A 9,113-nucleotide genomic window follows, 5' to 3' on the forward strand; every position below is an offset into this window, starting at 1 on the left:
GGAGAACGACCATGACTTATTTGATAGATGCCTGGCTGGACCGCCCACACCCATACCTGCGGATCCTGCATCGGGAAACCGGCGAAGTCTGTGCGGTGTTGGAAGAAGAAGCGCTGAATGAACTGCAGGATCAAGGCGACCTGGACGTCAACGGTCTGAGTTCCAGTGAGCCTGGGGTGCTGAAGGAGGTGGTGCGTAATCTGTTTCTGTTCTGCTATGCCCGAGCGTTGCGCCCGGCGACAGAGCTCAATGGCAAGTTCCATCCATGAACCACCGCGCAAAACCTGAATGCACCGGCTCTATGTGGGAGCTGGATTTGTTGTGGCGAGGGAGCTTGCTCCCGCTCGGCTGCGCAGCAGTCGCAGGCCTTTAGGGGCGCTTCGCACCCCAGCGCAAGCAAGCTTGCTTGCCACATCAATCCCGGCTCCCACATAGGACCCGGCGCAACCATCAACAGGTCTTACAGAACGTCGAGCAACTCAACGTCGAACACCAGAACGCTGTGCGGCGGAATGCTGCCAACGCCTTGAGCGCCGTAAGCCAGTTCGCTCGGCACGTACAGACGCCATTTGCTGCCGGCATTCATCAGTTGCAGGGCTTCGGTCCAGCCGGCGATCACGCCGCCAACCGGGAATTCTGCAGGCTGGCCGCGCTCGTAGGAGCTGTCGAACACAGTGCCGTCGATCAGGGTGCCGTGGTAGTGAGTACGCACTTGGTCTTCACGGGTCGGCTTGGCGCCGTCACCTGCAGTCAGCACTTCAAATTGCAGGCCGGAAGCCAGGGTGGTGATGCCATCACGCTTGGCGTTTTCAGCCAGGAACGCCAGGCCAGCGCCAGCAGCTGCTTCTGCCTTGGCAGCCGCTTCGGCTTGCATGATTTCACGGATCACTTTGAAGCTCGCCGCCATTTGCTCTTGGTCAACGCGGCTTGCTTTGCCGTCGAACGCGTCGGTCAGGCCGGCCAGGATGGCGTCGATGCTCACGCCCGGTGGCGGGTTGTCGCGCAGTTGGTCGCCCAACTGACGGCCGATACCGTAGCTGACGCGGGTTTCGTCGGTGGACAGATTAACTTCGGACATGAAGAGGCTCCGCTGTAGGACAGCACGGTTTCCCGCGCCATCCAAAACTAAAAGGGCCCGCAGACTAGCACACAAGACCCGCCTCTGATCAGCCCCCTGCCCCACTACCAAAGCGCCAGGTCGTAGGTCAGATACAGCCGATAGTTATCGCGGTCGCTGGCGTAGGTGGAACGATAGGTCGCTTTGCGCAACTCCACACCCAAGCCTTTGAAGGTACTGTCCTGGATGACATAGCGCAGGTTAGTGTCCGACTCCCACTCCCGCGCCTCATGCCCTCTGTAATCACCGTTGCGCCCTTTGTAATAGCGGGTCATGAAACTCAGGCCCGGCAGCACGGCTTCAAAATCATAGTCGTAGCGCAGCATCCAGGTTTGCTCACCGGCCTGGATGAACTTGCCCACACCGGCGTTAGTGAAGGAATACACCGTCGAGACACTGGCATAAGGCAGCGCAGTGTCGCCGTTGACCTTCTGATAACCGACGCCCAGCGCCTGTGCGCCCAGGCGATAGGTGAACAACCCGCTGAACATGTCGCTGTCCACTTTGCCGTTGCGCGCCTCACCCGCATCGCTGCTGATGAAATAACGCAAATCACTGGTCAGCGTGCCGTTACCCACCGGCTGTTTATGCACAAGGCCAAAAAACTGCTGACGATAGAACTCACGCATTTCGCCGTAATACCAAGTGCCACTGAGCTGCGGCGTGAAGGCATAAGAGGCGCCGGCAAAATCGAAATCGCTGCCCTGTTTGCCGCTGTAGCCCTGGGGATAAATAGCCACGCTGTCGGTGGAGTTTCGCTGCTTGAATTTATCCAGATGCCCGGCATGCAGGTACAGGTTGCGAATACCGCTGTACTCCACCTGAGTGCCTTGAAAAGTCTGCGGCAGCAGGCGTCCGTCGTTATGCACCAGCACTGGAATCTTCGGCAGCAAGGTGCCGGTTTTCACCACGGCATCGCCCCAGCGCATCTTTGCGGTGACGCCCAGGCTGGAGAATTCACTGGCGGCATGGCCATCGTCATGCACCGGCAATAAACCCGTGCCGGCGTGAGTCGGGCTGGAGTCGAGCCGCAGCCCCGCCAACCCCAACGCGTCCAGACCAAACCCTAGCGTGCCTTCGGTATAGCCTGACTGCAGGTTGAGTAAAAAACCTTGCGCCCACTCTTTGCGATCCTCGCCGCCGTCGCGGTAATCGTCGTTGAAGTAGAAATTACGCAAGGTCAGGCGAGCCTTTGAATCCTCCCAGAACCCCTGGGCCAGGAGTACAGGCGACACACCTGCCAGCAGGCACGCCGAGGCCAATTTTCCCTGATTGAAAAGTTTATGCATCGCTGTTTCCTCTATGCCTTATTGTCGTTTTTTTATGGGCAGTTCCACCGCGCGACACACTGGACGGCACCTCGCGTTGGAGCGGACACTAACGGCTCGTCGAAAGCCCCACAACGTTATGCGAGATGCGCATCAGGCTATGCGCAAAGCACCGCCAGCCCCTCGCAACCGACAGGAAAATCACGGTGAATCTCAAGCAGCTCGAAGCCTTCAAGGCGATCATGTCCACCGGTTCGACCATCGGCGCAGCAACACGCATGGGCCTGTCGCAATCGGCCGTCAGCCGCCTGTTGAGTCAGCTGGAGGAGGCGTTGGGTTTCGTATTGTTTCTGCGCAAAAAAGGTCGCCTGATGGCCACCGCAGAAGCGGAAGAGTTACTGACCGAAGTCGCCGGCCTGGTAGACGGCATGCAGCGTATCCAACGCCTGGCAGACGAAATGCGCGTGGGCCGCTCGCGCAAAAGCCTGCTCAAGGTCGGGGTGCCCACCAGCATGACCCAAGAGCTTTTGCCACGGATCGTCGCGGAGTTTCTCAAGAGCCATGACGACATCGTGGTCGAGTTGCTGACCGGCTCTTACGACATGATCGAGCGCGCCGTACTCGACCGGTCCGCCGACCTGGGTTTTGTGCGCCTGCCGACGGAAATTCCCGACTTCGACATCGAGCCCGTGCTGCAAACCGAAGGCGTATGCGTGATGCCCGCCGACCACCCACTGACTCGCCACGCCTGTATCGAGGTGCAGCACTTGCGCAATGTGCCGTTGGTGATGCTGGGCCGACAACGGGCTTTACGGGCCGAGTTGAACCAGGTGTTCCGCGCTGCCAACCTCACGCCGCAAGTGCGGGTCGAAGTGCATTCGGTAGGCGCGGCGTGCAGCTTTGTCGCCGAAGGCCTCGGGGTGTCGATCGTCAACGGTTTGCTCGCCAGCCACTTCCTGCACCTGCCGATCGTGACCCGGCCTTTTCGCCCTGCACTGCCTTACGCTTTCGGCCTGGCCTATCGCACCAATGAGCCACGCCCACAGGTGGTCACAGCGTTTGCCGAGCATCTCAAGCAGCGCTTGAACGCACAAAACGCATAGCCCGACCCACCCTGCGCATAACGTTGTCGCCGCCAAAACTTTGCCCTAGTGTCCGCTCCACACGCGTCACTCCCCCATAACAACAACGGCAAACGCCGGGGCAGCCAGCATGAGCGAATCACAGAATTTCTCCACAGCGGCGGCGGTGGAAAAACCCACGCAACGCAAACAGATCAACCCGGCCATCATCCTGCTGAGCATCGTCTTGCTCGCCGTGGCCTTCACTTATGCGGTGAACTCGGGCAAGTTCGAGCGCCAGAACGGGCTGGTCGTACCCGGCTCTTATCAGGTACTGGAGAAACACGACAGCCTGGGCCAATTGTTCGCGCTGGAGCCACGCAAGGCTGGCGATACCGTGGCCCGCCCGGTGTCTCTGGTCGAAGGTTTCATGGCCATCCCCCAAGGCATCGAGAAACGTGCAGCGCTGATCTTCATGGTGCTGTTCATCGGCGGCATGTTTGGCGTACTGAACAAGGCCGGGGTGATCGACGCCGGACTGGAGCGTTTACTGGGCCTGACCCGTGGCAACATTTACGTGCTGGTGCCGAGCCTGATGCTGGTGTTCTCGGCGGGCAGCACGTTCATGGGCCTGGCCAAGGAGTTTATTCTGATCGTGCCGCTGATGGTCGCCATGGCCAACCGGCTGGGGCTGTCGAACCTGATCGGGCTGGCTATCGTCACGATCTCGGTGAAGATCGGCTACCTCGCTTCAATCTCCAATCCCGTGGCGCTGTCCGTCGCTCAGCCGATGGTCGGGCTGCCGATATTCAGCGGTTTAAGCATGCGCGTACTGGCTTACTGCAGCTTTCTGCTGGTGGGGATTGCCTTCGTGCTGTGGAGTATCCGCAAGCACGGTTTTGATGCGACAGCGCAGATTACGTTCGAACATAAACCCTTGCCCACGCGCCACTTGATCAACCTGACTGTGCTGCTGAGCGGCATCGGTTTTCTGGTCTACGCCTCCAACCGCTGGGGCTGGAAGTACCATGAGCTGTCGGCGTTTTACCTGTTGCTGACGGTGGCGTTCAGTGTGATTGCCGGGCTAGGTGCGAGTGTCGCCGCCAGTGCCTTTGTCGATGGCATGAAGAAGGTGCTGATTGCCGGCGTGCTGATCGGCCTGGCCACCGCCGTGGAAATCATCCTCAGTACCGGCCAAGTGCTCGACACCATCGTCCACACCCTGGCCAACCTGGTAGGCGACCACGGCCCGATTGTGTCGGCCTACGGCATGTTCTTCGCACAACTGGGGCTGGACGTGTTGATCCCGTCCACCTCGGGCCAGGCGGCGGTGACCATGCCGATCTTCGGCCCGCTGGGCCAACTCTCCGGCGTCAGCCCGCAGACCACTGTATTCGCGTTTCTGATGGGCAATGGCCTGACCAACATGATCACCCCAACCTCCAGTGGCCTGCTGGTGTTGCTGGCCACCGCCAATGTCGGTTGGGGCCAATGGGCGCGCTACATCCTGCCGCTGTTTCTGATCTACGCCGTACTGGCGATGGTGTTGCTGGCTATCGCGGTCACGAGCGGGTACTGAGTCAATGAGTGTTTTCCCCATGCAAACCCTGCACAACCACATGATCCCGATGCGCGACGGCATCCACCTGGCCACCGATATCTATTTGCCGACAGGCAGCTGCGGCCCTTTCCCGGTGGTCATTGAACGCACGCCCTACGACAAGAGCAAACCCTCTCGCTCGGAAAAACAACTCGACGGCCAGCACATCTCTCGAGAACAGATGGCGGCACGCTTTACCGACCAAGGCTTTGTCGCAATCTTTCAGGACTGCCGGGGCCGCTATGCCTCTGAAGGCGTGTTTACCAAATACACCGCTGAGGGCGAGGACGGTTTCGACACGCTTGCCTGGATCGTCCGCCAGCCGTGGTGCAACGGCAAGATCGGCAGCATGGGCCTGTCTTACGCCGCGCATACCCAACTGGCGATGGCCTGTCTGCACCCACCGGGCTTGAGCAGCATGGTGCTCGACAGCGGCGGCTTCGCCAACGCCTATCAGTGCGGGATTCGCCAGGGTGGCGCGTTCGAACTCAAGCAGGCCACCTGGGCCTTTCGCCAGGCCAAGGAAAGCCCAGCAGCCTTGGCCGATCCACAGGTTCGCCAAGCACTGGAGCAGGAAGATATCCATCATTGGTTTACGCGGATGCCCTGGCAACCCGGCCAGTCACCTTTGCGCCATGTGCCGGAATACGAGGCCTACGTGCTGGAGCAGTGGGCCAAGGGCACATTCAGTGAGTATTGGCGCACGTCCGGCATCTATGCCGAGGGCTACTATCGGCAACTGCCCGACATTCCAGTGTTGTTCATGTCCAGTTGGTATGACGCCTATGTCAGCTCCACCCTGGCCAACTACAGCGCCTTCAGGCAAAACACCTCGGCCCACCAGCGGCTGGTGATGGGGCCATGGCTGCACGGTGACCGCAATATCAGCCACAGCGGCGACGTCGAGTTCGGGCCGCAGGCAGCATTCGATGGCCAGGTCGATCAGAACTGGCTGAGCTGTCGCCTGGCGTGGTTCGAACAATCGCTCAAACCCTCGCCTCACGCGCCCAAGGCCAGCGTGCAGGTATTTCTGATGGGGGGCGGCAGCGGCCAACGTGACCCTGACGGCCGACTGCAACACGGCGGACGCTGGTTGCAATCGACGCAATGGCCGCTGCCAGGCAGCCGGGTGCAGACGCTCTACTTGACGGCTCAAGGGCAACTGAGCGGCACTGCACCAGACGCAACCGACGCGTGCTTGAGCTACCTCGCCGACCCGGCCTGTCCGGTCCCGACCCTCGGCGGTGCGCTGACCTCCGGCGCCCCCATCTTTGTGGGCGGCGCTTTCGACCAACGTGAGCGTGCCGACTTCTTCGGCACCCGTGGCGACAACCGCCCTCTGAGCGAGCGCAAAGATGTGCTGAGCTTCCTTACCGAGCCGCTCATTGAAGACTTGATTGTCGCAGGTGATGTACAGATCGAGTTATGGATAGACAGCGATGCACCCGACACCGACTTCACCGCCAAGCTGATCGACCTGTACCCGCCCAGTGCCGACTACCCCGATGGTTTTGCGATGAACATCACCGACGGCATCCGCCGTTGTCGCTATCGAGACTCCTGGGAGCAGCCGACGGCACTGACACCGGGCAAACGGGTAAAGGTCACGATCGAGCCCTTCGCCACCTGCAACCTGTTCAAGCGCGGCCATCGACTGCGCCTGGATATTGCCAGCAGCAACTTCCCCAGGTTTGACGTTAACCCCAACAGTGGTGAGCCTTCTGGCCAGGCCCACCATTCAAGGGTGGCACGCAACACTGTGCACCTGAGCGCGGGTGCCGCGTCTTGCCTCAGACTCACCGTGGTGCCCGCTACCGCACTATAAGCCAGCTGGGAGCCTGCTGAGAGCCTGCGGGGCCGCCGTTGCTGCCAGGCAACAGCGACCCTTCGTCGCACCCGTAAGAAATGTATTTCAGAATCATCGCCTGCCGCCGATACCCCCGTACAAACTTTGGCTGGCTCAAACAACAACACCGTCCAGCAGACACACATCATTCTTGCGGAGCATTCGATGAATAGCTGGTTCGGCAACATCAGCGTCAACCTCAAACTCGGCCTGGGCTTTGGCCTGGTGCTGGTCCTCACCTCGATCCTGGCCCTGACCGGCTGGACCAGCCTGGGCGGCTTGATTGACCGTAGCAACTGGATGAGCGACATCACCCAGCTCAACGCGTCCCTGACCAAGCTGCGCATCGTGCGCCTGCAATACATGCTCGCCAATGGCGACGAAGCCGTGGCACAGAACGTCCAGACCAGCCTCGACGCCTTCGCCGCCCAGCAACAGAAACTGCTGGACAGCTTCAAGAGCCCGGAAAACCGCAAGCTGCTCACCGAGCAGAAAGCCGTCATCACGGCTTACCAGCAGTCGCTGAACAAAATGCGTGAGGCCTACCGTAACGGCAATGCCGCGCGCCAAGTGATGGGCGACAAGGCCGATATCGCCAACGGGCAGATCGACGCACTGGAGACCGGCGTGCAGCAAGCGCCCGACAGCCCGGAACGCTTCACCCAGTACCAGGCCGTGACGCACGCCAAGGAAGAGTTCCACCTGGCGCGCTATGAAGTGCGCGGCTACACCAACTCCCCCAGCGCAGAAACCGAAGCCCGCGCCGCTGCACAAATCGAAAAAGCCATCGCCGGTTTGAAAAGCCTCAGCACCGCGTTTGGCACCAGCCAACAAAGCGCACTGACGTCGCTGGAAACCGCACTCGGTGCCTATCGCAGCGCCGTACAGAGCTACAAGGCCGCCAATGCCAATATCGTCACTGCGCGCGCCGAAATGACCACCCAGGGTGCCGATATCGTCACCATCAGCGACAAGCTTTACGACATCCAGCTCGATCGCCGCGACGCCGAAAGCACCCAGGCCCGCAGCCTGCAATTGATCAGCACCTTGCTGGCGTTGTTGGTCGGCATCATCGCGGCGCTGGTCATTACCCGCCAGATCACTCGCCCGATCCAGGACACCCTGGCCGTGGTGGAACGCATCGCTTCCGGTGACCTGAGCCACAACATCCAGGTGACCCGCCGCGATGAGCTCGGCGTATTGCAGCAAGGTATCCAGCGCATGGGCACCACCCTGCGCGAGCTGATCAGCGGCATTCGTGACGGCGTAACCCAGATCGCCAGCGCCGCCGAAGAACTCTCGGCCGTGACCGAGCAGACCAGTGCCGGCGTGAACAGCCAGAAAATCGAAACCGATCAAGTCGCCACCGCGATGCATGAGATGACCGCCACCGTGCAGGAAGTCGCGCGCAACGCCGAGCAAGCGTCGCTGGCCGCCGCCGATGCCGATGGCCAAGCCCGCGCCGGCGACAAAGTGGTGGCCGAGGCCATCGCCCAGATCGAACGCCTGGCCGCCGAAGTGGCGCGCTCTACTGACGCAATGACGCACCTGCAACAAGAGAGCAACAAGATCGGCAGCGTGATGGACGTGATCAAGGCCGTGGCCGAGCAGACCAACCTGTTGGCGCTCAACGCGGCGATTGAAGCGGCGCGTGCCGGTGAAGCCGGTCGTGGTTTTGCCGTGGTGGCTGACGAAGTGCGCGGCCTGGCCCAGCGCACACAAAAATCCACCGAAGAAATCGAAGGCCTGGTCGCCGGTTTGCAAAACGGCACCCAGCAAGTGGCCACGGTGATGAACAACAGCCGCAGCCTTACCGACAGCAGCGTCGAGCTGACGCGCAAGGCCGGTGTGTCGCTGGAGAACATCACGCGTACCGTGTCGAATATCCAGTCGATGAACCAGCAGATTGCAGCGGCCGCCGAGCAGCAGAGCGCCGTGGCTGAAGAGATCAGCCGCAGCATTGTGAACGTGCGCGATGTGTCGGAGCAAACGGCTACTGCGAGCGATGAGACGGCTAAATCGAGCGTGGAACTGGCGCGTTTGGGCAGCCAGTTGCAGCAGATGGTCAGTCATTTCCGGGTGTAAAAACCCAACGCTGACTACGCACAAACTCTGTGGCGAGGGAGCTTGCTCCCGTTGGGCTGCGCAGCAGCCCCAAGGCATTCACTGCGCTCCCGATGTCAAATCTCGATCAACTTCAGTAGGGGCCGCTGCGCGACCC

The 9,113-nt window shown here is 60.7% G+C and carries 6 protein-coding genes and 2 pseudogenes; 6 read left to right on the forward strand and 2 right to left on the reverse strand.

Going from position 1 to position 9,113, the window contains the following annotated elements:
* The first annotated feature begins 11 nt into the window (after positions 1-11).
* Positions 12-269 (forward strand): PA4570 family protein, encoded by a 258-nt coding sequence (locus FEM54_RS16500; protein ID WP_003194088.1) that lies wholly within the window; start codon positions 12-14, stop codon positions 267-269.
* A 191-nt stretch (positions 270-460) separates the two neighbouring features.
* On the opposite strand, the gene FEM54_RS16505 is transcribed toward FEM54_RS16500, so the two are convergent.
* Complete coding sequence (locus tag FEM54_RS16505) at positions 461-1,078, reverse strand: BamJ family beta-barrel-assembly machinery protein (RefSeq protein WP_017137944.1); 618 nt, start codon at positions 1,076-1,078, stop codon at positions 461-463.
* Between the two features lie 104 nt (positions 1,079-1,182).
* Positions 1,183-2,406, reverse strand: coding sequence for an OprD family porin (locus tag FEM54_RS16510; RefSeq protein ID WP_138451935.1), 1,224 nt, complete (start codon positions 2,404-2,406; stop codon positions 1,183-1,185).
* Between the two features lie 185 nt (positions 2,407-2,591).
* Here FEM54_RS16510 and FEM54_RS16515 point away from each other — a divergent pair, with 185 nt between their 5' ends.
* The 5 genes and pseudogenes from FEM54_RS16515 to FEM54_RS35115 all read left to right on the forward strand — a co-directional run.
* Positions 2,592-3,488: a LysR family transcriptional regulator gene (locus FEM54_RS16515; protein ID WP_138451937.1), complete on the forward strand. Its 897-nt coding sequence runs from the start codon at positions 2,592-2,594 to the stop codon at positions 3,486-3,488.
* 109 nt (positions 3,489-3,597) lie between these two features.
* A complete protein-coding gene (locus FEM54_RS16520; RefSeq protein WP_138451939.1) occupies positions 3,598-5,025 on the forward strand; it encodes a YfcC family protein in 1,428 nt (475 codons plus the stop codon).
* 19 nt (positions 5,026-5,044) lie between these two features.
* The gene (locus FEM54_RS16525; RefSeq protein WP_138451941.1) at positions 5,045-6,871 is read left to right on the forward strand and encodes a CocE/NonD family hydrolase; all 1,827 of its coding nucleotides are present in this window, start codon (positions 5,045-5,047) and stop codon (positions 6,869-6,871) included.
* Positions 6,872-7,057: 186 nt separating this feature from the next.
* Positions 7,058-8,122: pseudogene (locus FEM54_RS35110) on the forward strand (methyl-accepting chemotaxis protein); the annotation flags it as partial.
* Positions 8,123-8,383: 261 nt separating this feature from the next.
* Positions 8,384-8,977, forward strand: a pseudogene (locus tag FEM54_RS35115) (methyl-accepting chemotaxis protein); the annotation flags it as partial.
* Positions 8,978-9,113: the final 136 nt, after the last annotated feature.

It is taken from the genome of Pseudomonas edaphica, assembly GCF_005863185.1.
GTDB lineage: Bacteria > Pseudomonadota > Gammaproteobacteria > Pseudomonadales > Pseudomonadaceae > Aquipseudomonas > Aquipseudomonas edaphica.

Excerpts from the sequence above, each read along its gene's own strand:
- FEM54_RS16505 (WP_017137944.1), bottom strand. The coding sequence starts at position 1,078 with ATGTCCGAAGTTAATCTGTCCACCGACGAAACCCGCGTCAGCTACGGT.
- FEM54_RS16500 (WP_003194088.1), top strand. The coding sequence starts at position 12 with ATGACTTATTTGATAGATGCCTGGCTGGACCGCCCACACCCATACCTG.
- FEM54_RS16510 (WP_138451935.1), bottom strand. The coding sequence starts at position 2,406 with ATGCATAAACTTTTCAATCAGGGAAAATTGGCCTCGGCGTGCCTGCTG.
- FEM54_RS16520 (WP_138451939.1), top strand. The coding sequence starts at position 3,598 with ATGAGCGAATCACAGAATTTCTCCACAGCGGCGGCGGTGGAAAAACCC.
- FEM54_RS16525 (WP_138451941.1), top strand. The coding sequence starts at position 5,045 with ATGCAAACCCTGCACAACCACATGATCCCGATGCGCGACGGCATCCAC.